The sequence below is a fragment of the Victivallis sp. Marseille-Q1083 genome (assembly GCF_903645315.1).
In the GTDB taxonomy this organism is placed as follows: Bacteria; Verrucomicrobiota; Lentisphaeria; order Victivallales; family Victivallaceae; genus UMGS1518.
Genome location: NZ_CAHJXL010000001.1, coordinates 1825772 through 1848715, shown reverse-complemented (window position 1 = coordinate 1848715; position 22944 = coordinate 1825772). Strand labels below are relative to the sequence as shown.

The 22944-nt window shown below is 58.8% G+C and carries 14 protein-coding genes; 5 read left to right on the top strand and 9 right to left on the bottom strand.

The window, feature by feature from the left end; translation table 11 throughout:
- Nucleotides 1-108 precede the first annotated feature (108 nt).
- On the top strand, nucleotides 109-1542 hold the full coding sequence (locus HWX74_RS07440) for an amidophosphoribosyltransferase (protein WP_176012941.1): 1434 nt from the start codon (nucleotides 109-111) through the stop codon (nucleotides 1540-1542).
- A 24-nt stretch (nucleotides 1543-1566) separates the two neighbouring features.
- Here HWX74_RS07440 and HWX74_RS07435 read toward each other — a convergent pair whose 3' ends face one another.
- The gene (locus HWX74_RS07435; RefSeq protein WP_176012940.1) at nucleotides 1567-2982 is read right to left on the bottom strand and encodes a TolC family protein; all 1416 of its coding nucleotides are present in this window, start codon (nucleotides 2980-2982) and stop codon (nucleotides 1567-1569) included.
- 263 nt (nucleotides 2983-3245) lie between these two features.
- On the opposite strand from HWX74_RS07435, the gene uvrA reads away from it, so the two are divergent.
- Nucleotides 3246-6098, top strand: a complete 2853-nt coding sequence (gene uvrA, locus HWX74_RS07430) for an excinuclease ABC subunit UvrA (RefSeq protein ID WP_176012939.1) — start codon at nucleotides 3246-3248, stop codon at nucleotides 6096-6098.
- A gap of 79 nt (nucleotides 6099-6177) precedes the next feature.
- Nucleotides 6178-7095: an AEC family transporter gene (locus HWX74_RS07425; RefSeq protein WP_176012938.1), complete on the top strand. Its 918-nt coding sequence runs from the start codon at nucleotides 6178-6180 to the stop codon at nucleotides 7093-7095.
- A gap of 195 nt (nucleotides 7096-7290) precedes the next feature.
- On the opposite strand, the gene HWX74_RS07420 is transcribed toward HWX74_RS07425, so the two are convergent.
- The 6 genes from HWX74_RS07420 to HWX74_RS20470 all read right to left on the bottom strand — a co-directional run bounded on the left by HWX74_RS07420 (nucleotide 7291) and on the right by HWX74_RS20470 (nucleotide 15137).
- Nucleotides 7291-8700, bottom strand: a complete 1410-nt coding sequence (locus HWX74_RS07420; RefSeq protein ID WP_176012937.1) for a hypothetical protein — start codon at nucleotides 8698-8700, stop codon at nucleotides 7291-7293.
- Nucleotides 8697-8909, bottom strand: a complete 213-nt coding sequence (locus tag HWX74_RS07415; protein WP_176012936.1) for a hypothetical protein — start codon at nucleotides 8907-8909, stop codon at nucleotides 8697-8699. Before HWX74_RS07415 ends, HWX74_RS07420 begins: the two co-directional genes overlap by 4 nt.
- Before the next feature lie 167 nt (nucleotides 8910-9076).
- Nucleotides 9077-10108, bottom strand: coding sequence for a LacI family DNA-binding transcriptional regulator (locus HWX74_RS07410; RefSeq protein WP_176012935.1), 1032 nt, complete (start codon nucleotides 10106-10108; stop codon nucleotides 9077-9079).
- Nucleotides 10109-10223: 115 nt separating this feature from the next.
- Nucleotides 10224-12236 (bottom strand): alpha-amylase family protein, encoded by a 2013-nt coding sequence (locus HWX74_RS07405; protein WP_176012934.1) that lies wholly within the window; start codon nucleotides 12234-12236, stop codon nucleotides 10224-10226.
- 28 nt (nucleotides 12237-12264) lie between these two features.
- On the bottom strand, nucleotides 12265-14334 hold the full coding sequence (locus tag HWX74_RS07400; protein ID WP_176012933.1) for a hypothetical protein: 2070 nt from the start codon (nucleotides 14332-14334) through the stop codon (nucleotides 12265-12267).
- 113 nt (nucleotides 14335-14447) lie between these two features.
- On the bottom strand, nucleotides 14448-15137 hold the full coding sequence (locus tag HWX74_RS20470; protein WP_176012932.1) for a type II secretion system protein: 690 nt from the start codon (nucleotides 15135-15137) through the stop codon (nucleotides 14448-14450).
- Nucleotides 15138-15595: 458 nt separating this feature from the next.
- On the opposite strand from HWX74_RS20470, the gene HWX74_RS07390 reads away from it, so the two are divergent.
- Together HWX74_RS07390 and HWX74_RS07385 are read left to right on the top strand one after the other, a co-directional pair.
- Nucleotides 15596-17470: a GDSL-type esterase/lipase family protein gene (locus HWX74_RS07390; RefSeq protein ID WP_176012931.1), complete on the top strand. Its 1875-nt coding sequence runs from the start codon at nucleotides 15596-15598 to the stop codon at nucleotides 17468-17470.
- A 94-nt stretch (nucleotides 17471-17564) separates the two neighbouring features.
- Nucleotides 17565-19454, top strand: coding sequence for a beta-N-acetylhexosaminidase (locus HWX74_RS07385; RefSeq protein ID WP_176012930.1), 1890 nt, complete (start codon nucleotides 17565-17567; stop codon nucleotides 19452-19454).
- Nucleotides 19455-19563: 109 nt separating this feature from the next.
- On the opposite strand, the gene HWX74_RS07380 is transcribed toward HWX74_RS07385, so the two are convergent.
- Together HWX74_RS07380 and HWX74_RS07375 are read right to left on the bottom strand one after the other, a co-directional pair.
- Nucleotides 19564-20898, bottom strand: coding sequence for a hypothetical protein (locus tag HWX74_RS07380; protein ID WP_176012929.1), 1335 nt, complete (start codon nucleotides 20896-20898; stop codon nucleotides 19564-19566).
- Nucleotides 20895-22943, bottom strand: a complete 2049-nt coding sequence (locus HWX74_RS07375; protein ID WP_176012928.1) for a beta-galactosidase — start codon at nucleotides 22941-22943, stop codon at nucleotides 20895-20897. Before HWX74_RS07375 ends, HWX74_RS07380 begins: the two co-directional genes overlap by 4 nt.
- Between the last annotated feature and the right edge of the window lies 1 nt (nucleotide 22944).

The window sequence follows — 22944 nt, the reverse complement described above, 5'->3', positions numbered from 1 at the left end:
ATTTCCCGATATCAACCGATTCACCGGCCGCAACGATTGAAAAAAGTCTTTTTTTATGGTATAGTATTTCACAACCATCACAGTAAACCCCACAAGGACACATTCGATATGGGCGGTTTTTTCGGCGTAGCGGCCAAAACGGATTGCGTCAGCGACCTGTTTTACGGCATTGATTACCATTCGCACCTCGGGACCAAGCGCGGCGGAATGGCCGTCACGTCTCCGGAGGGGAAAATCATCCGGAGCATCCACGACATCACCAACGCGCAATTCCGCTCCAAATTCGACGACGATCTGGATGAATTCATCGGCTCGACCGGCATCGGCGTCATCAGCGATTACGAAGACCAGCCGCTGATCATCGGTTCGCGGCTCGGCACCTATGCGATCGTCACGGTCGGCAAGATCAACAACCTCAAAGAGCTGGTGCATGAAGCGTTCACGTCCGGCTGTACCAACACCCATTTTTCGGAGATGAGCGACGGGGAACTCAACCCGACCGAGCTGGTTTCGACGCTGATCAACCAGAAGGACAACATCCCGGCCGGCATCCAGCACGCCCAGCAGAAAATCGACGGCTCCTGTTCCCTGCTGCTGCTGCTCGGCAACACCATCTACGCCGCCCGCGACCGTTTCGGCCGCACGCCGGTGATCATCGGCGAAAAAGAGGGCGCCTTTGCCGTCACGATGGAAACCACCGCCTTTCCCAACCTCGATTACCAGTTGAAATATGAACTCGGCCCCGGCGAAATCGTCCAGATTACCGCCGACCAGATCGTCCAGAAAAAAGCGCCCGGCGACACGATGCAGATCTGCGCGTTCCTCTGGGTGTATTACGGCTACCCGTCCAGTTCCTATGAAGGGGTCAATACCGAAACGGTCCGCTATACGAACGGTAAAATCATGGCTGATGACGACGATTTGGAATTCGACGCCGTCTGCGGCATTCCGGATTCCGGCATCGCCCATGCCATCGGTTACTCCACCGCCTCCGGCAAACCCTACCAACGCGCTTTCGTCAAATACACGCCGACCTGGCCGCGCAGTTTCATGCCGCAGAACCAGCAGGTCCGCAGCCTGGTCGCCAAGATGAAGCTGATTCCGGTGCCGGGCTTGATCGAAAACAAACGCCTGCTCTTCTGCGACGACTCCATCGTCCGCGGTACTCAACTCAAAGATACCGTCACCCGGCTTTACGAATACGGCGTCAAGGAAGTACATATGCGTTCCGCTTCGCCGCCGTTGGTTTTCGGCTGCAAATTCCTCAATTTTTCCCGTTCGCGTTCCGAACTCGACCTCGCCGCCCGGCGGGCAATCGAGCGGCTGGAAAATGGCAAATGCGACGATGCGACCATCGCCAAATATCTTGAATACGGTTCGCCGGAATATGAAAGCATGGTCGAAGAAGTCCGCAAGGAACTCAATTTGAACAGCTTGAAATATCAGAAGCTGGAGAAATTGCTGGGCGCGATCGGCCTGCCGCGCGAGCAGGTCTGCACTTACTGCTGGGACGGCTGGGAGCCGGAAGCGGCCAAACGGTAGCATTCCGGGTCGCGGCAACGGCGGTCACTCGAAAATATCGATCATCATGATCGCTTCCAGCTGAGCGACCGCTTTTTTCATATTGGTCACCAGTTCGGCATAACGAGTCTGCGCCTGGATCAGATTGCTCTGCGCCCGGTCGACCCGGTCGACCGATTCGTCGCGTTGGCGGTAGCGTTCGACGACCAGCTCGCGCTGTTCCCGGGCCGCCGCCAACAGTTCCCGGTAAACCTTGGCCTGTTCCAGACAGCTTTGGTACCAGGCATAGCCGGCCAGAATGTCGTTGACGATTTCCAGATAGGTTTCCGCCATCCGGTATCGGGTCGCCGCGTAAGCCGCCTGTTGTTCGCGCATCGCATTGTAGCGGGCGAAGCCGTTGAAGATCATCCATTCGGCGCGCACGCCGTAACTGACGCCCGGCCCGTCGTAATAGTTGCGGTCGAAACGGAAATCCTGGTAGCGCGAAGAAGAAGCGGCGTAGTCAAACTGGCTGTAAGCGTAAATCTGCGGTGAAAAAGCGCTGTAGGAGCGGTATTTCTCGTACTCGGCCATCTTCAGCGTCTCCTCCATGATGTGCATGATCGGGCTGTTGTGCAGCGCGATGTCCAAACAGAGGTCCGCCGAATAGGGAATCGGCCGCAGATTGCCTTCCAGTCCGGTCAATTCCAGATGCGCCGGCAGCCGCCCTTCGGCATACCCCATCAATTGCGCCAGCGCGTAACCGGCAATTTCCTGCTGGTATCGCGCCTGAATGATGTCGGTTTGGGCAAAGCCCTGCTGCAACTGAAAGTTCAGCACTTCATCCCGCACCCGCCGGCCGGCTTCAAAACCGGTTTCGGCCTCCTGCCGCATCGTTTGCTGAAACTGGCGGTTGTCCTGTTGAATCCGGTCGATTTCCGCCGCCAGTTGCCAGTCGAAATAGGCATAGGCGACCGCCCGGCGCAACATGCATTTGGTCTTCATCTCCATCGCCATTTCCCGCCGGAAGCCGCTCTCGCGGGCCAGCATGGCAAATTCCCGGCCGAGTCCGTCGAACAGCAGCCAGCTGGCGGTGACATTGGTCATGCTGGTGAAATTATAACGCCGGCCGGGTTCGTCCATCAATTGATTTTCCAGGTGATTGTGCCAGTTCAAGTGCTGGCCGGCATCGGTCCCGGCGGTAATTTGCGGCAAAAACGCCCCCAACGACTGGTAATAACGCATTTTCGCCGCATAAACCGCCTGCCCGGCCGCCAGATAGTTCTGGTTGTTGAGCACGGCAATTTCCTGGGCGTCCCGCAATTTGAGTTCCTTGAGTCCGGCCAGCATCCGATCGGTGGCCTCCCGGTTGGCCGGACCATAGGTATCGCTCAACAACTCCACCGCCGGCGGCGCAGCGGTATGGCAGCCGCCGAGCAGCAGAATCAACGCCGCCGGCAGCCAATGACGAAGATTTTTCATCGCACTCCTCCTCCCGTGAAAAATCCGAAAAATCACTCGGTTACGCATTTCCTCATGCTCTATATTTTACCGCCGTTTCAAGAAAATACAAATAACAACGTCAGGTCAATTGCCGGGCCGGCTGGAAAATAGACGGCAGGAAACGGCAAATCCGGTTTTCTTTTTGCCGGAAAAGATGTAGATTATGGTTTCCCCGATTTTCCGGCGCTGCCATTTGGCGTGGCTTGTTGTCTGTAGCGTAGTTTACAGGAGAATAAAATAATATGCTTGATAAAATTACCATCAAAGGTGCGGCCCAGCACAATCTCAAATCCATCGATGTGGAAATTCCCCGCAATCGACTGGTGGTCATCACCGGTTTGTCCGGGTCCGGCAAGAGTTCGCTCGCCTTTGATACACTGTACGCGGAGGGACAGCGCCGGTATGTGGAAAGTCTGTCGGCGTATGCCAGGCAGTTTCTCGACCGGCTGCAGAAGCCGAAAGTCGATCATATCGAAGGATTGTCACCGGCCATCGCCATCGAACAGCGGTCCGCCGGGGCTTCACCGCGGTCGACCGTCGCCACCGTCACCGAAATTTACGACTACCTGCGCCTCCTCTACGCCCATGTCGGAGTGCCGCACTGTCCGCATTGCGACCGCAAGCTGAAACCGCAATCGGCCCAAGCGATCTGCGACACCATCGAGGCGCTGCCGGCCGGCCGGAAACTGATGCTGCTGGCTCCGTTCGTCGCCGGCCGCAAAGGGGAACACAGGGACATCTTTGAAAAGATGCGTGCCGAAGGTTTCGTCCGGGCCCGGGTCGACGGTGAAATACGGCTGCTCGAAGAGGAAATTCCGGCGCTGGAAAAGACCAGAAAACATACGATCGAGGCCGTCGTCGACCGGCTGGTGTCGGGCCAGATCGACCGGATTCGTCTGAGCGATTCGGTGGAACTGGCGCTGAAACACGGCGAAGGGGTCCTCACCCTTCTGCAGGAAAATCCGGAAGCGGACGGACCGGCCTGGCTGGAAGAGCAGTTGAGCGAACACCTGGCCTGTCTGGAATGCGGAATCAGCTTCGGCCAATTGCTGCCGCGCAACTTCTCGTTCAACAGCCCGTACGGCGCCTGCCCGGCCTGCAACGGCCTCGGCGTCCAGATGGTCATGGACCCTCAACTGGTCATCCCGGACCGTTCGCTGTCGATCAAGGACGGCGCCATCCCCGGCTGGCGGCGCGGCCCCCGGCATCTGATCATCTATTACAATCTGCTGCTCCGCAAGCTGGCGGAAGCCTGGAATGAGCCGAAAATGCTGACAACGCCGTTCGAAAAGCTGCCGGAAGCCATCCAGCACCTGATCCTTTACGGCAGCGGCAGCAAGCCGCTCGAATTCGACTACCACATCCGTGGCCGCAAATTCCACTGGAGCAAGCCGTTCGAAGGAGTTCTGGCCAATCTGCAGCGGCGGCTCGGCGAAACCGAGAGCGATTCGGTGCGGGAGCGGCTGCAGAGTTATCTGTCGCCGCGCCCCTGTCCGGTCTGCCACGGCGCCCGGCTCAATCCGGTCAGCCTGGCGGTAACGGTCGACGGCATGGCCATCGACAAATTCAACGCCCTGCCGGTCGACGATGCGCTGGAGTTCATCCGCCACATCCGGTTGGGCGTCGAGGAGCGCAAAATCGCCGAAGAAGCCCTGCGGGAAATCGGTTCGCGCTTGCAATTCCTCCAGGATGTCGGCTTGTCCTACCTGGCGCTGAACCGGGTCAGCGGCACGCTGTCCGGCGGCGAGGCGCAGCGCATCCGGCTGGCCACCCAGCTGGGCTGCGCGCTGGTCGGCGTGCTGTATATCCTCGACGAACCGAGCATCGGGCTGCATCAGCGCGACAACGACCGGCTGCTGGCGACCTTGAAGCAATTGCGCGACCTGGGCAATACCGTCGTCGTTGTCGAACACGATCTGGATACCATCCGGGCGGCGGATTACGTGCTGGACATCGGTCCCGGCGCCGGACGGCACGGCGGCGAACTGGTGGCCGCCGGTCCGCCGGAAGCGATCGCCGCGGCGCCGCAGTCGCTGACCGGCGATTACCTGTCCGGGCGGCGGTTCATCCCGGTGCCGGCGCAACGGCAGACCGGCAACGGCAAACGCCTGACGATCCGCGGCGCCCGGCAGAACAATCTGAAAAATATCGACGTCAGCATTCCGCTGGGGACATTCTGCTGCGTCACCGGCGTCTCCGGTTCCGGCAAAAGTTCGCTGGTCAACGAAATTCTGGTCCGGGCTTTGAACAAACGGATGGGCCTGCTGGACGCCGAACCCGGCGACCACGATGCCATCGAAGGACTGGAGTTTATCGACAAGGCGATCGTCATCGACCAGACGCCGATCGGCCGGACGCCGCGTTCCAATCCGGCGACTTACACCGAAGCGTTCGGACTGATCCGCAAACTTTATGCCGAGCTGCCGGAATCCAAAGTGCGCGGTTACCAGCCCGGCCGGTTCAGTTTCAACGTCAAAGGCGGCCGTTGTGAAGAGTGCAGGGGCGACGGCATCAAGAAGATCGAAATGCAGTTCCTCTCCGACGTTTACGTCGAGTGCGCCAGTTGCGGCGGCAAGCGATTCAACGCGGAAACCTTGAGTGTGCGTTACAAGAAGCTGAACATCGCCGAGGTGCTCGATCTGACCGTCAACCAGGCGGTGGAATTTTTCGAGGCGGTGCCGCCGCTGATGCGGAAATTCAGGACGCTGCAGGAAGTCGGGTTGGGTTATATCCACCTCGGACAGCCGGCGACGACGCTGTCCGGCGGCGAAGCGCAGCGGGTCAAGCTGGCGACCGAGCTGGCCAGGATTCCGCGCGGTCACACCATCTATATCCTGGATGAACCGACCACCGGCTTGCACCTGGCCGACATCGACCAGTTGCTGAAGGTGCTGCTGCACCTGCGGGATCTCGGCAACACCATCCTGGTCATCGAACACAATCTGGACGTCATCAAGACGGCCGATTACGTCATCGACATGGGCCCGGAAGGCGGGGCGGCCGGCGGCCGGCTGATCAAGGCGGGAACGCCGGAGGAGCTAGCCAGATGCAAAAAATCCCATACCGGACAATACCTGAAGCCATATCTCGGCTGAAGCGGCCGGTCGGAACAGTCAGGCGCCCGGAAAGTCAAACCTCCGGGCGGGCTTTTGGTTCGCTGGAGTTATCGTTTTCATGGATTTGATGTTGAATGTTTTCCTGGCGATCGTCGAAACGTTTCTGGCCTTCGGACTCGGCGCGCTGGCGATGCGCTACCAATTTCTGCAGCCGGGCGATCTGCCGCGACTGGGCCGTCTCACCCTTGATCTGATGTTTCCGCTGATGGTATTTTCATCGATCACCCGCAATTTCGATCCTTCCCGGCTCAACGATCTGTGGCTGATGCCGGTGCTCGGCTTCGCACTGATGGCGTTCGGCGCGCTGGCCGGATTCGGGCTGCGCCGGGGCATGCGCGGCCGGACGCCGGCGCGGCTGGCGACGTTTCACCATTTCTGCGCGGTCAACAACTACGTCTTTCTGCCGCTGATCGTGCTCGACAAAATCTGGGGCGAACATTACGTATCACTGTTGCTGCTGATGAACGTCGGTTCGACGATCGGCTTCTGGACGATCGGGGTTCTGACCCTCGGCGGCAGCGGCCTGAGTCAATCGATCAAGAATATTTTTTCGATCAATCTGCTGGCGGTGGCCGCCGCGCTGTTCGTCTCCTTTCTCGGTCTCCCGATTCCGACGGTGCTGGCCAACACCGCCCGCAGCATCGGCGACGCCTCGGTGCCGGTCATGCTGCTGCTGATCGGTGCGGCCATCTACAACAGCGCCGGCAAAATTTTCCATTACAAATTCGACGTTTTCTATCTGTCGGCCGTCCGGCTGGTGCTGCTGCCGCTGCTGATCGTCCTGGCGCTGAAACTGCTGCCGCTGCCGCGGGAGGTCTACGAAGTAACCTTCGTCGTCGCGCTGATGCCGGTTTCTTCCAGCTCGGTCCTGATCACCCAGCGTTACGGCGGCTGTACCGATTTCGCCGGTCAGGCGATCGTCGTCACCACCGTATTGTCGCTCTTTTCCATCCCATTGATGCTCAATTTGCTGTAGCAATCCCAAGGCGCCGATTTTGGAAAAAATCCCCAGATTCCAGGTGGCCGCTTCCGCCGCCGGATTGATATCGGCGGCTTTCCGGTCGGATTCCACAACACTTCCGGTAAGCAGAGAATGTACCATTAAACCGTACTTCCCGCTCATCCATGCAGCTCGTTCCATCATTTTGGCGACCGTTCCTGTTTGTTTTTTTCAATTCCAGATTTCCAGTTCGACGGCCGGATCGATTACCGTGCAGTCGGGAGCCGAAACCAATTCCGCCCGCACCTGGTGCAGGCCCGGTTCCGGACTCCAGTCGAACTCTACCGCGCTACGGTTGTCCAGGCGGCTGTAACCGGCCGGCACCTGCGGTACGGCGGCTCTGGCGACTTCCTGGCCGTCGGCCAGCAGCCGCAGGGAAACTTCGCCGCTGTCGATCGCACCGATATTGCTGACGGCAGCCACCACTTTGCCCGAACCATACCGGTCGAACACCAGCGCATCCGGCTGGAATGTCAACACCGGCCGCACAAAATAATCGTAGCACATCCGGTCGACCAGCTTGTAATGATCTTTCTTCTCCTTGAGGATGTTGAAAAAGCCGACGCCGCGTACTTCCGGAAATTCCCGGCGCTGCAGCCGCAGGTAGTTTTCATATTCCCGCACCGGCAGACTGTCCGTCAATTCGATGGTTGGCAACACGCGACAGCGGCTGTCATACGGTGCCGTGAACAGGTCCAGCATCCGGGCATCGGCCAGCCGGCCGGCCAGGTCGTGATCCATCCGTTCCAGTCCCAGTTGTTCCGGCACAATTTCCAGGACATAAGATTCCAGCAGCAGGAAATCGACCTTATCCTTGTAAGTTCCCAGCAGTTCGGCGCTGGGACAGCCGGCCTGCCAGGCGGCCAAAATAAACTCCTTCGGCAAATTCGCATCGGCGATGCCGTGGAGAAAACCGATGTTCTGCGCCTCAGATTTCGAACCGATGTAGCCGCCGAATTCATCCATGCCGTAACCATCCCAGCCTTCGGCCCGAGCGGCATCGAAATTCTGCAGCATTATTTTCTTGCCCAATTCGCGCGCCACTTCCGGCGAGACCGACACGCCGGCTTCCCCCAATTTCTTTTCTGCTTCGAGGCTGATGTAATTGCCGCCGTAACTCCATTTCAACGCTTTGATTCCGCGCGCCCGGAGCGGTTCCTGCACCGCCCGGGGCACAACGGTATACAAGGTGGCAAACTCCTGCCAATCCAGCGGATTGTCGCTTTCGCCAAAACCGAAATAGACGAAATTCAACTCCCGTTTCGGCGTTACCACCGGCAACATAATTTCATGCTTCCGGCCGTCATGTTCGGCCGTTGCCCGATACTGGGCGGTACGATCGAACTGCAATTCCCATTCGCCGCGGCCATCGGTCAGTTCGACCGTCTGCTCCGCCACCGGCTGTCCCTTCAAATCCACCACCTTCAGCACGACCGTCCCGGTCGGCTCGTCAGCCTGGTAAACCAGTTTGAACGGCTGATCCACTTTCGGAAATACGGTGTCGCGGTAAAATTCATCGGCCTTGACCGACAGGCCGCCCAGCAGCACGGCCCCCAGAGCAACTTGCAATAAATTCATCATTCTGTCTCCTTTTCTGTAAAAAATGCCGACCATGCCGCCGCCGCCAGGCCTGAAATTCCAGCCAGTTGCCACCTGCCTGGATTGGACCAAACGCGCTGAGCGTGTCGATGGGTATCCATACACTCCGCCAGTTCCATCAACCGGTCGGTCCGCCGTTTGACCACCAGTCGGGGAGAGAAGCGGTGTGACGGATTCTTTGTAATCGCCATGATTCTGCATCCTTGTTGTTTGGGTTCATTCATCAATGGGAATAATATATTTCAATATGAAACAATCGGATTTCAAGACGGCAATCGAGCGCCGAATTTCCACCGGTCGGGGAAATTCAGAAAAGTGCCGGAAAAATTCGGCCGGAAAAAGATTTAAGCCAACGCCATCAGGTGGTCTGCCCGACCACCAGGCTCGGCATGACCCGGATCTGAAACGGCATCGAATTGCGGTTGCGCAGCATATTATACAACTGGTAGACGGCGGTCGCCCCCATTTCGGCGGCTTGACTGTCGACGCCGGTCAAACGCGGCAGCAGCTCCGAAAATTCCATATTGTCGAAACCGGCCAGCCGGATATCCTGCGGAATCTTCAGGCCGTTGCGGCGCAATGTTTCCAGCGCGCCGATGGCAATCAAGTCGTTCTGGCCGAGCAGGGTATCGAACCGGCAGCCGTTGTCGAGCAATTGCTGAACGCCGCGCTGGCCGGAGGTTTCGCCGTAACCGTGTTCGATGATAATATTTTCCGGCGGCAACTCCAGCCCGGCCGACCAGGCATGGAACTGCAGTCCGGCCAGCCGCTCCTGGGAATTCAGGTGTTCCATGTCGCCGGTGATTACGGCCAGCCGTTGCGCGCCGCGTTCTTTCAGATGATTGACCAGCAGCATCATACCGTGAAAATTGTTGATGTTGATCTGAGAGAACATTGGATACGGCCGGCAGCAGTCAAGCAGGACGACCGGCAACTGCTGCGCTTTCAGCATTTCCATGACTTCCGGCTCCAAAAAGCTGCGGACGATCAAACCGTCCAACTGCCGGCTGCGCAGCGCCACCGGCAGGACTCCCGCCTGAATCTGCGCGGAGCTGGCGGTAATCAGGGTTACACTGCAGTGCAGTTCTTCGGCCTTGGACAGACAGCCGTTCAGAATGGTGTTCAGATAACTGCTGCCCCGGCCGCTCAATTTCGGTTCATCCTGCGAGGTGGATACGAAACCGAGCTGATAAAATTCCGAACGTTCTTCTTCAAATGCCGGAGTGTTCTGCTGGAGCGGCACATACTGCAATTCCCGGCCCAGCGTCAGGATACGCTGGCGCATCTGTTTGGAAACGCCCGGCTTATTACGGAATACCATCGAAACAGCGGTCGGCGTCACTCCCGCTATTTTGGCAATGTCGGACAATGTGGCTCGCTTTTTCGGCATTTTATGTTTCTTTCTTCAAAATAAAGTTCTCTTAAACCCTGTTCTACTTTAACACTAAAGTTGCAAATTGAAAATGACATCGCCCTTGTTTTTGCCACATTTTTTCGGCCGCGTTTCAACCTAGTTCAATGGCTATCATCTGATGCCCCAGTATTTTCGGGACCGTGAACCGGCAACGGCCCGCCGAGCATTCAAACGGCAGCTCCCGTTTTTCCGGCACCAGCCGGACCGCCCGGACCGGTCCGCCAACCGCGACCGAACAATCGATGCCGAACACCGGCAGCAGTTCTTCGATCACCTCCACCGGATCGGCGAAGCAGGGATTGTCCGGAGCACTGCCGCCCCGGATTGCCCGATCGGCGTAAAGCAGATGGACGATCAGGCGGTTCTCCGCCGGCTGCCGCCGCAACGTCGCCCGCCCCAAGGACGGCAGCGAGGTTTCCAGCAGCGCTTCGCCGAGCAGTTGGCGCACCACTTTGGTCAGGTGCTGCCGGATCGTTACCGCGCCGACCTGCCGGTAAATTCCGAACAGCTTATGGGCCAGATAAACCACATTCCCCTTGCGTACCGCGCCGCTCAGGCCGGAAGCTTCCAGACGGTTCGGCGTATGCTGATGCGAACTGAAATGACGGTAATCACGGTTGAAATACGGTTCGACGATCCGGCTCAGCTCTTCGCCGTCGGTCAAGTGCAATTGGCGGGCGGCGCCGTAGACGACGAAAGGTTCGTGGCAGAAATCCGGCTGCAGCGCTTGCTCCGGCCACAGATAGGTCGGATTGAATTCACCGGGCCCGCCGTCTTTCGCGCCGATATCCAGCCAGAAGCCGTTACCGTCCTCCCGCAGGACGCTGTCCCCGGACAACAGCAGCTTGCCGCCCCGGGCCAGATAGGTGTTCAACCGGGCCCGCAATGTTTCGTCCACCGGGATTTCATCCGGCAGAATCAACAGCCGGTAGCCGTCGAAATTCATCGAAGGCGCCAGGATATCGAATTGCAGTTGGGCTTCCAGCAGCAGTCGGCCGGCTCCGATGTCGCCGGGCGCGTTTAAAGCCCGGATCGAATCGGAAAATCCCTCCAGCGTCAATACGCCGACTTCCGAACATTTCTGCGAATCGGCGCACCACGGTTCTTTAGCCGCAACCTCGCGGTACGCGGCGCCGATAAGTTCGTAGGTGCTTTCATTGAGCCGGGCGGTCGGATGCAGTTGGTCGCCGATGCTGCAGCGGGCGCCGACCGCCAGCATGGCGCCGCATTCGTAGCGCAGGGCGTTCGGATGCTTGAAGCCGCCGAATTCACCCCAGCTGGAGTGAAATTTCCCGGTCATGCCCAGGTAATCCATTCCGGTCAACGCAGCAAAGGCCGCCGTCTGCGGGAAATGGTCATACCCCCAGCCGCCGGTCGGCAGGCTTTCCAGTTCCAGATGACTGAAATAGCGCAATTTCGGCAGCCAGGCCGGACTGACGTGGCCGCTGTTGTGGAAAATCGGCATCTGGCTGTTCCGGCTGCGGGCCGCGGCAGTGGATCGGGCAAAGTAGCGTTCAAGGATGCCGGCGGCAAACAACCGCCGGTCGGACGGATCGGACGGATCATAGCCGCCGGCAAGCATGTCGGCCATGCATTTCGGACAGCAGCATTCCCCCTGATGAATGATATCAAGGAAAACCCCGTCGGCGTCCGGAAACATCGTCACGGCTTCTTCGATCAGGCGCACCAGGTAATCCAGATACGGCGTGTTGAAACACATCTTGTGGAAACCGGGCTGCAGCGGCCCGGAAGCCCAACCGGCATATTGCCCGTCGGCGGTAATTTCCCGCCATTCCGGATGTTGCGCCGCCGCATAATTGTTCAGTCCGGCCGTCAGGTAAATCGGCACATTGACGCCAATTTCATGGCAGGCATCCATCTGCAGGCGCAGCAGATTGGTCGTCAGTTGCGGATGCCGGCAGCCAACTGCGGTGGGATGATAGCTCCAACCGTGGTGGCAGCAGGAAAAGCAGGTGATGGAATCGACCATCGCACGCTGCAGCGTTTCCTGCCATTGCCGTTTGTCGAAACCGCTGCCGACCCCGGGAATGAATTCCGAGGTGTGCGCATCCAGATGTACCTGGCGAAACCGTAACCGATTCATGGGATGATCCTCTTCCTAAGTCGTCAAATTAAATCCGATGCCGAAAAATAAAGTGCAGCGGATAGTCGTCTACGCCCAAATAGCATTCCGGTTCCATTTCGATAAAACCGTTTCCGGAGCCGTCCAGCCGGCTGCCGTCTTCAGCGCGCAATCCGGTTTCGCCGCCCCGCAGGAACAACGAGTAATAATCTTCCGGTAATTTTCCGGCAACCACCAGCGTCAAGGTCGCCGGATCGTATTCCACCGTCACCGCCGCCGGTCCGGTGGCCGCGCCGTTCAATGACACGTTTTCACTCTTGACCGTGGCCGGATCAAGCGGTTTGCTGAACCGGAACGCCAGCCGGACATTGCCATCGAGCCGTTCCAGCGTTGAGCCGTTGGCGATGGAAGAATATTCCACCTGCAGCGGATCCAGATCGGCCGGCAGCCGGAATACATTTCCGGCATACAGCGACGTCATTTTTTCCGGCTGTTCGATGCCGACCTGCCCGGCCTGCGGAGGCACCGTCAACGTCACGAACTCGTCAGGCGTCAAACGGTTCAGCACCTGGCGGTTCAAGACCGTTCCACTTTCATCCTGAAACAGAATTGTCACGTCTCCGGCATCGCTCTGGCCGATATTCCAGACCCGCAGTTGCCCGCCATGCGGTTCGAAATAAACCACCGCGCCCAGGAAATACTCTTCAAAAACTTGATCGATCCAAGCATCCAGGTCGCCCCGGTTATACGCGTTGAAGAAAGAAATTCCCGCCATGTGCGGCGCAATGCGGCGGGCCATCGCCACCGTTTCCCGCAGTTTGTCAACCGTATAGGTCGCATTGTCGACCGGCTCCGGCTTGTCCAGCAGAATGCCGGTTGCCAGCGACAGCAGCGTGGATTGCTCGAACCGCTGCATACTGATGTCGCTCCACCGCTTCCACCAGACCGGATAGCCGAACGAATAACACTCTTCCAACAACACCACCCGGTCGTCGAGCATCGAACGGATCAGCCAGCCGCCGGCCACCGCCGCCGGCTCCACACCGCAAAAGTACACGCCGAACTCATAATCCTCCGGCACCAGTTCTTCGAACAAAGGCAACGCCAGAGTCGGCAGGATATGATGGCTGTCCTCGACCCCCAGATAGAGTTCGTCCAATGCCATGCCGTCATAATCCAGCGTCGATTTCCAATTTTCCACCCATTGCTCCGGAACCAGCAGGCGTTCGGCGCCCAGCGATTCCCGCCCCAGGTATTCGCCGCCCGCCCAAGCCACCAGTTTGACTCCCCGCTGCCGGTAACTTTGATTATCAGGCGCCTGCGGATCCCCCATTACCGTCGTGGCGTAACGGGAATAAATCGTTCCGTCCCAGAGATGCAGTTGCAAAGGCGTGGCAGTGACGAACACTTCGGTTTGCTTCTCGCCGTCCGACAGCGTATAGAGCCCGTACTCCAGCGGCGTCCATACGATAGCATTGCCGGACTTGAATGTCAATTGCTGCCGCTGTCCGGACGGCGCGGTAATCGTCAAATCCGGCCGGGAAGCATTCAGGCGACGAACCGTCACCGGTTGACCTTTCCGAGGCAGCGGCGTCGACAGGCCGACGGTAACTTCCGGAGCCGTCAGGCGGATAACATTCCGGTAGTTGTACAACCGGCGATTGCCGGCTGGATAACACACGGCAATCAGACCGTTCTCGCCCGGCCTGATCCAGTCGTTCAATTCCACTCTGGCGGCATTGGCCGCCGAGTCAACCGCGACACCATCAATATAGAGCCGGGCCCCCTCCGGCAACTGTAACTGCAGCGTATACTGGCGATTCTGCCATTCCGCCGGAATTTCCACCTGCTGACGGTAAAAGGTCGGAGTCTCGCAATTCCGGTTGCCGGCCGCATAGTAAACGCCGTCCGTCAGGGAGCCGGCAGTAAAATTCCGGTCGTCGAATTCCGGTTTCATCCAGTTTTCCGGTGCTTCCGCCGCTTCCAGCATTTTCCAGTCATTGCCAAGATAAAGGTCGACGATTTCGCCGTTGACCCGATGCGCTTCTGCGGCCTTCACTGCCGCCGACTGGCAGAAAATCATGCCAGCGGCGATAAAAATTTTATGGGATAACTTCATTTCACTGCTTTCGTTGCATACGAACTCATTTTTGACCGCGCCGCCCGGCAGAACGGAATGCCCTGCCGGGCGGCAAAATTTCAACAGACGATAGAGAACCGGCCTGGAAAAGCTCAATCATATTTCTGATTGGCGGTCGTATCGGCATTGAACAGACCATCCCATTCCGTATTTTCCTGTTTCGCTTTGGCCAGAGTCCAGGTTTCCGCATGGGTATCGACGAAGCCATAATTGATCTTATTGCCGTGGCGATTCAGCGGCGCATTGTCCTCAAAGAAATCCATCCCGTTCCAATAAGCGGCACAGACGCCGTAAACGTGGTTGGTTTCTCCGGTCATGACCGCTTGCGGACGCAATTTGGACAACTTGCTGTTCACGCTTGTCCCGTTGACGGCATAAGAGCCGATAAAACCGTCGGCGACAAAATAGGTGTCGTAGCCGCCTTCACGTCCCCAGGTCGAATCTAGGCCGCCCTGATAAGAAAACGACGGGCAGAGCATCGGTCCTTTTTGCGTTTTGGTCGTTTCGCTGGTCGGATTGAACATGCCCATATCCTTGAAGAAAGGGGTGGTCACATACGGCCACATCCAGCCGCTCGGATAACCGGGGGTGCAGTCGTCATTGTCCATGGAATACATGGTCAACGCCGTTCCCCACTGTTTGACGTTATTGACGCAGGAAATATTCATTGCTGCCTGTTTGGCTTTGCCCAGCGCCGGCAATAACATACTGGCGAGAATGGCAATAATCGCGATCACAACCAACAGTTCAATCAAGGTAAAATTTCTTTTCAATGTGTTCATCCTGATTCTCCTTACCGATGCTTATTAATTTGTTTTCCGGTACCGTTCACTGAAGCTTATGGAAATTATAGCAAATTATTTCAAAGAAGTCAATACCCCGAATGAAAAAACTTTAAAAAAATAATTTAATAAAGTAAAAATATCACTTTAATTTAAGTTTAAAAAGTAATCTGAATGACTTGATATAAATTGTTTATTTTTGACATTTTTCACAAAATAAGCCAAACTAGCTTGACAAAATTGAGTAAAAATGCTTTAATATAATGACAAAAGTAAAGTTACTTAAAAAGCAACTCGTTATCCGACCGAATTCTGAAGCGAAAAATGTTCCGATAGCCGTTTCCCCGATTGATTTGATCAACCAAAGGATTTGTTCTGAAATGTCGCTTCCTTTCTTCCATTGCTGTTTTACCGGAATACTCGTCATCACCGCCTCAATATCTGCAGGAGATACCACCATGCCCCAAACGCTTGCTTCGACATTGCCGCAGCCGGTCGAAAACGACGATTTCCACGGCTTTCCCCTGTATCGCTTCCGTCTGTCCGGGCGGGCGGCGCTGCTGGCGGTTCCCGCCGAAACGGCTCCCAGCCGGCCGTGGATCTGGCGGGCGCGTTTTTTTGGCCATGAACCGCAAACCGATATTGCCCTGCTGAAGGCCGGCTGGCACCTGGCTTACATCGACGTCGCCGACCTGTTCGGATCGCCGGAGGCAGTCGGCTACTGGAATGATTATTACCGATTCCTGACCGAAAAACTCGACCTTGGCCGCAAGCCGGTCCTTGAAGGCATGAGCCGCGGCGGCCTGATCGTCTACAACTGGGCCAAGCAGAATCCGGACAAAGTTGCCGCCGTTTACGCCGATGCGCCGGTTTGCAATCTGGCCAGTTGGCCAGGCGGCCTCGGCGAGGGAGAAGGTTCGCCGGCCGACCTGGCCAACGCGCTGAAGCAATACAACCTGACAGCTGAGGAACTGCCGCATTTCGACAACAATCCGATCGACGGCCTGGAAGGACTGGCGGCGGCGGACGTGCCGCTTCTCCATGTCTGCGGGACGGCGGACACCGTGGTGCCGATGACGGAAAATTCCGACCTGCTGGAGCGGCGCTACCGGGAACTGGGCGGCCGTATCAGAGTGATCCGCAAGCCCGGAGTCGGCCATCATCCGCACAGTCTGCCGAATCCTTCCGTCATCGTCAACTTCCTGAAGGGCCGGGCGCTCGGTGAAAACGACTTTCTCAAGCCGCGGCGGGGACTGCGCAATTCCGGACTGCAGTTCCTCCGGAACCCGACCGGGCGCGTGGCGTTTCTCGGGGGATCAATCACTGAAATGAACGGTTACAGCGCCGGGATTGAAGCTTCCCTGCAGAAATTGTTTCCGGACTGCCGGTTCGATTTCATCAATGCCGGTATCGGATCGACCTGTTCCGACACCGGAGCCTACCGGCTGGACAGCGATATTCTTCAAAACGGCAAAGTCGACCTGCTGTTCGTTGAATTTGCCGTCAATGACAACCAGGACGGCCACTTCCCGCCGGAAAAGACACGGCGCGCCGTCGAAGGCATCATCCGCCGGGCCAGACGCCATAATCCGTTGATCGATATCGTACTGCTCTACTGCGCCAATGAATCGCACCTCGCCGGTTATCGGCAAGGCAAGACCCCGCAGGAGATCAGCGCCAATGAAGCAATTGCCGACGCTTACGGTCTGCCGTCGGTCAACTTCGCCGCCGATGTCGCCGAACGCATTGCGTTCGGCGAATTCGACTGGGAAACCTTCGGCGGCGTTCATCCCGCTCCGTTCGGTGCGGCCCTCTATGCCGACGACGTCACGGAATTGCTGAGGGCACAATACGCCGGCCTTGACGCCGGAGAGCAGCCGGCAGCGGCGCCGATGCCGGAACGGCTGGACCCGTTTGCTTTGGACAACGGCCGGCTGCTGCCGGCGACGCTTGCTGAAACCGACGGCAATTGGCAGCTCGCAATTCCGGATTGGGCCGCGCTTCCCGGTTCCTGTCGCGACCGGTTCAGGCAGTTGCGGTTGTTGGCGGCGGACGTGCCGGGCGCCGAGTTGGCGCTGGATTTTACCGGCCGGGCCATCGGCCTTTATCTGCTGGCCGGCCCGGATGCCGGAATGGTGGAATACCGCATCGACAACGGCCACTGGCAGCGGCTGGAACTCCGGCATCCGTTCAGCGAATCACTGCATTATCCTTATACCGCCACACTGGCCGATCAGTTGTTGGACGGCGATCACCGTCTGATCATGCGTATTGCCGGCAATGCCGGCTGCCGGGGTAACGCGGTACGCATCATCGCCTTTACCGCCAATTGAGGAATATTACAACCACTTTCATCATGATGCCGGTGAGTTGACTGGTCTGTTGCTGACCGCCGCACCGGCTGAACCTTCAACCGAAAGGATGATCATGAACCGCATTTCACCGGAAACCTACAGCCTGCTGCCGACCCCGCAATCCTGTACATTCGATGCCGGCACGCTGCAACTGACCGACCGGGACTCCTATCAATTTCCGCCGGAAGCCGAATTTGCGGCCACCGAACTGCGCCGCGCAGTCGCCGGTCCGGTCGCAACCGGCCAGCCGGCGGCAGCCGTACGGTTCCAACCGGACGATTCCCTGGCCCCGGAAGCCTATGTCATCGATCTGGAAACCGGCCGGCTTCTGATCCGGGCTTCTTCCGGCGCCGGTTACCTTTATGCGGTGCAGACTCTGCGCCAACTGCTGGCGCAGCAGGACGGCAACCGGCTGCCGACCGGACGCATCGAAGACTGCCCCCATTTCCAATGGCGCGGCTTCATGCTCGATTCCGCCCGCAATTTCCAGTCCGTCGAACGGATCAAACTGTGCCTCGACTGGCTGGCGGCGATCAAAATCAACCGTTTTCACTGGCATCTGGTCGATACGCAGGCCTGGCGGCTGGAAATCAAACGTTATCCCCGGCTGACGGAAGTCGGCTCCGTCCGCGGCGAGGGGACCGAAGTGGAAGGGGGTTTTTACTCCCGGGATGACATCCGGACCATTGTCGCTTATGCGGCGGAGCGCGGCATCACCATCATTCCGGAAATTGAAATGCCGGCCCACAGCAACGCCATCATCTATTGTTATCCGGAGCTTTCCTGCCAGGGGACGCCGCTGGGCAACCGGGAAATCGCGCAGGGGCATTATCACTTCACCGGGCAGACCGACGATGTGCGCAATCTGTGTGCCGGCAAGGAGCTGGTTTTTGAAATGCTCGATCACATTCTGGAAGAAACCGCGGCGCTGTTCCCCGGCCCGTGGCTGCATGTCGGCGGCGACGAGCGGGTGCGCGACCTCTGGTCGAAGTGTCCGCATTGCCGGCAGCGGATGGCGGAAGAAGAACTGCCGGACGAAATCATGCTGCAGCTTTATTTCATGAACCGGATCTGCCGGAAAGTGCACAAACTCGGCAAAACGCCGATCATGTGGGCGGAAAATCCGGAGCGCGGCATTCCCGATTACGCCATTGTCCAGGGGTGGCGCGGCCCGGAAACCAAACTGGCCGCCGCCGCCGGACGGCCGGTCATCTGCAGCGACAATCCGTATTTTTATCTGGACTATTATCCGTATGCGCATATGCAGGGCATCGAATGGCTGCCGGAAATGAATCTGCGTAAAGTTTACGAATACCGGCCGGAACCGACGCTTGCCCCGGAAGAACTGCCGCAACTGCTTGGCACCGAAGCACCGCTGTGGACCAGTTGGGTCGAATCCTATGAAATCGACCAATATATGTTTCCCCGGCTGCTTGCCGTCGCCGAAAACCAGTGGCAACCGCCGGAAACGCCGCACGATTACGATCGTTTCAAAGCCAAAACCGACCGGCTGGAACCCTACTTCAACTCGCTGGGTATCCATTATGCCAAACCACTGTCGGAACGGCCGTTCCAGTCGGTTATCCCGCAGGCGGTCATCGACACCAATTTGAAGCATTATCCGGGCTTCCCTCCGGAAAAAGCCCTGACTCCGAGCCGTTACTGCTATTCCTGGAGTGCGGAGAAGCCGGCGGCGGCTTCGTATTTCGCGATTTTCTGGCCGGAGGCACGGCCGGCCGCAACTCTGGTATTGCGTTTCGGCAAGACCGAGGAAACCTACGGTGTGCCGTACGGCGCCGCGATCGAAGCGTCCCGGGACGGCGAAAATTTTGTCCGGGTCGGTACGGTCAACGCCCGTCGGGCCGAATGTTCCCTGCCGGGGCACGACTGGCGGGCCATCCGGCTCCGTTTCCCCGCGGAACTGGCGGAGGAGCTGGTCATTCGGGAAGTCGTCCTGCGTTGACGGGACCCGATTGTCGCTCTCTTCCATCCAATTGATGTTCCATTTACGGCAAAATCAAGCGCCAGAATTTCGCCGCCATCCCATACCCGACCGGCGCGGGAACCGGAAATCAATCTCCGGGGACGGCGGGCTGTACCGGAAGCCCGGCTTCACGGCGCAGCCGGGCCATCGCCCAGCACCACCAGGCCCCCTGTTCCCCGTTGCCGCAATCCCGCAGCCGCCAGCCGGCGGCGCACGACTCCAGTTCCGTCTCTTCCGCGTCGGAGAAACGGGGCAAATAATCCCGGCTTTCCCACCGCCGGCCCCGGCATGAACCGGCAAAGCTCCGATGCGCCCATTCCATATAAATCGAAGCATCCCGATGGACCCGTTCGATAAAATCCAGCAATTGCACCAGCCGCTCGCGTTCGCCTTCCCGGCGGGCGAATTCGATCTCCCAGCCCAACGCCTTGCCCAACACCAGATTGCTCCGGCGGCCGTCCGTCCCGACGTCCCCGGCCAGCCAAACCAGGCCATCTCCGGTCCGCCGCAAAGCCCGACGGCGCAGTTCGGCCACGGTCCGGCGCAGCACCTCCGGCGCCAATGGTTCCCATTGGGCGGCAACCGGGGCCAGGCAAACCCAACTGACTTCGGGGAAAATCCGGCCGCCTGAAGAATCCGGCAAGCGCATCTCCAGATAACGGAGCCCGGTTGCCGTCGGCAGCGTCAGCTGTTCCGCAATGCCACGGCGCAACGCTTCAAGCCGGGCACGCCACAATGCCGAATGCGACAGTTCGCCGCGCCGTTCCGCCACTCGCGCCATCGTTTCGAGCGCTGCGCCGAGAAAACACTGGGTCAGCAGATCGCAGGTGTCCCACATGCGTCCTTCCCGCGAATGCTCGAAAGCCGGGTTCCGGGCCAGGCCGTGATCGATCGACCAGCCTTCCCCCTCATAAATGCGGAAGCCGCCGCGTTCGGGATCGTACAACTGCACCCGGCCGGACGCCAACAGATTGCGGCCGCTGCAGCGCGCCATCAATCGCGCCATCTCCGGCCAGGTGTGTTCTTCAAAACCGGCCCGCCGGCCGGCCAGCGCCAGCCGCGCCCAGGCCGCCAGCAGATGCGCCTGAGCATCCAACTGCAGGAGATCGCAATGCCAGGGATAGAATTCGGAGCCATCCTCCCGGCGACTCCGGGGCAGGAACACATGCGGCGCATATCCCTGGCCGCCGCGCCGCATCACTTCGATCGCCAGCGCCAACAGGCGTTCCGCCGCTTCGAACCGCCCCAGTTCCAGGCACAGCGGCACCAACGCTCCTACCGTCCGGGGAAATTCTCCGCAATAGGTCCCGGTCAGCGATTCGGCAAAAAAACCATCCGGTTCGATCCGTTCAAACAGGCTCTTCAGCGTATTGAAATAGAGTTCCTCCAACCGCCCCTGCAGCCGTTTTTTCACCAAGTTCATCGCGCCTCCCTTTCCACTTCGCCCACCAGAAAACCGCCCGGCTCCATTTCAACCGCCGTTCCGTCAAGCCGGCAACGGCCGCAATCCCAGATCTCCATCGCCGGTAACGGCCAGGTGTGTTTTTGACGCCCCAGGTTGAAAAGGAAAGCAATCTTCCGCCCGTCCTTTCCAAGCCGGAATTTCAACGACAGCCCGGACGGCAGCAGCTCGCCCGGGAAACGCGTCTCCAGCAATTCCGCCGCTACCGTTTCCGCTGCGGCGGAAAATGTTCCGGCATAAGCATACGAGGGCGACGCCGCCAACGTAAACACCTCTCCCTTGCCGTATTTCCGCCGCAGCGCCGCCGGTTCTCCGGTCGACCAGTAGCCGATCACCTCGGCGTCACCGGCGACCTCGCCGGTGATGACCCAGCGCTGACTGCCGAATTCCCGGCCGAAAAGCCGCGCGGTTTCGCCGGTCGGAGTCAAGCGCAGCTGTTCCCGGAAACCGGTCAAACGTTCCAATCCCCAACCCGGCCGGTCGGCGAAGATCCAGGTGTTGGGCTCCCGGCAGGCGAAGGGATACTCCACTACCAGCGTGCCGCCGGCGGCGACAAAGGCTTCCAGTTTGCGCGCCGTCGCTTCCGACACCATTTCCTCGCCGATCAGTACCAGAAACTCATAGCCGGCAAAGTCGTCGGCCGGCACCACGAAGTCGACGCCGTCCGGCAAGCGGTCGTAGAGTGCATGACCGGCCGCGATCATCCGTTTATAAAAATCATTCGCGGTCTCCGGCTGTTCCTCGCTCATGAAATGTTTTCCACAAGCCTGAATCCGGGAAATCAGGTCCGACTCCTTGTTATACAACTGGGCGACCCGGCTGCGCGGCCGCCGGGTTCCGATCAGCCGGCCGCCCCGCTGCCGGATCATTTCCGCCATTTTGTCGCAAATCCGGCTGCGCGGCGTCTCATCGCCATTGATCTCCCGCATCGCAAAGCCGTTACATTCGTTGCCCACCCGTTCGGAACGATACTGCCAAAACGTGAATCCCTGTGTACCGGAAGCCAACGCCTGCCACAGCAGCCGGTTCAAAGTCTCCGGTTCGCAGGGCCGGCTCCAGCCGCCCCAGGACGGATAGAACTCATGAATCCAGAATTCCGGATCGACTCGACGCAACCAGTCGCCGATCAGGTCGGAGCAATCCTCCTCCACCGGATCGGCCGGATGCAGCGGTACCGGAAAGGAACAACCGTAAAAATCGGTCGCCGCCGCATTCAGCAGATCATCCGAGGAGTCGAACACGCTGTCGGCCTGGACCGAAGAACCGCCGATGTGGTTCAGTACCGCCCGGTCCGGGTCGGCGCGGTGAATCGCTTCGCCGACCTGCCGGACCTGTTCGGCAACCGCCCAGGCCGCCCATTGACGCCAGAGGAACATTTCGGCGTAATCGTTGGCCGATTCCGGCGGCATCACATAGTCGAAGCCGGTCCACGCTTTGCCGAACGCCTGATTCAACGCTTCGATCGAGCCGAAACGATCCGCCAGCCAATGACGGTAGGAGGCAACCGAATGGACGCAGTGACACTGCCCGGCCGGCCGGCTGCGCGGCTCATTCCAGGCATCGTAAAACCAGAGGGCGGCATGGCCCTTGTAGCGTTCCGCGGCGGCCCGGGCGAAGGCGGCGCCGGCCGCCATCACCTCCGGATGATCGAAACAGGGCAGCCAGCCGCCGACATAAAAAGCGCCGTGGGCGATCGGCGGCAGCGGCATTCCGCCAAAGCCGATCCGGGTGCCGCCGCAGTCCCGGAAAATCCAATCGGGCGCACACTCCAGCAGCGGTTTGAGCACCACCCGCAAGCGGTTTCGCTCCGCCAGTTCGAAAAGCCGGTCGATGTCGTCCCACTCGTAATGCCCGCGAATCCGTTCGTGCGAACGCCACTGCGGCCGGAACTGAACATGGGTATAACCGATTGCGGCAAGCTTGCGCAAATCTTTTTCCCACTCTTCCGGCCGGGGAGTGGGGAAACGGTAATACTGGGTTCCGTACGGAAAAAAATCCAACCACATT